Source organism: Amycolatopsis thailandensis, from assembly GCF_002234405.1.
GTDB lineage: Bacteria > Actinomycetota > Actinomycetes > Mycobacteriales > Pseudonocardiaceae > Amycolatopsis > Amycolatopsis thailandensis.
The window spans coordinates 1-794 of record NZ_NMQT01000352.1 but is presented as its reverse complement, the minus strand read 5'-3'; the positions used below and the strand labels follow the sequence as shown (position 1 = coordinate 794).

1 protein-coding gene is annotated in these 794 nt (G+C 70.2%); it reads right to left on the bottom strand.

The features are described 5' to 3' along the window. Positions 1–642 (bottom strand): PA domain-containing protein (locus tag CFP71_RS42835; protein ID WP_341866915.1); only part of this gene is annotated, 642 nt, incomplete at its 3' end. Between the last annotated feature and the right edge of the window lie 152 nt (positions 643–794).

The following is a 794-nucleotide window of genomic DNA, read 5'->3' as shown; positions in this document are numbered from 1 at the left end:
GGGCACGATCCGATGCCGGATGTTCATGGTGGGGTTGGTGTAGTTCACGTTCATCAACAGGGCGGCCGCACCGGCGCCGGCGGCGACGACTTGTTTGAGGGAAGTGGCGCAGCCCCCGGCGTCGACGAGCACGATCTTGCCGGTGACATCGCGGCCGGTGTAGTCCTCCGGCGTGCATCCGGTCGCCTTTCCCGCCGGTTCGGCGAGGGTGGCGGAGATGCCGGCTTCGGTGGTGGAGACGGAGAAGTAGGCCAGCAGCGGATGCAGCTCCCGGCCGACCGGGGCCGTCTCGGTCGCGGTCTCCGCGACCATTTCGTAGTCGGGGAAAGTGAACTCCTGGCGCCGCACCTGATAGCCGGCGTCGGTCAGGGTCTTGGTCACGTATGCGGCGGCCGCGTCGTAGCCCGGGGAACCGGAGACGCGGTTGCCGCCATGAGCGTGAGTCGCTTCGGAAAACGCCTTCAGGTGGTGCCATGCCTTGGGGCCGGTCACGTCGGAGGCCAGCGTTTTCGCCAGCCACCAAGGGTCGGACGCGGCGGCGGGCGGGGCTGCTGTCGCGGTCGTCGTGAGCAGGACGGCGCTGGCAGCCAGCGAGGACAGAATCCGACCGGACCGACGCGGTTTGCTCGGGTGGCCATTCATGGGGATCGTTCCTCCCAGCGGGATGTCGAGACGATGTGGTCGCTGCCGCGGGTCAACGCGGGGAAGCGGCCGGGGCGGGCGACGCGGTCGCGCCGATGCGGAGCGTGGAGCGCAGGAGCAACGAGCACGCCGCGGCGGTGGCGGCCGCGGCC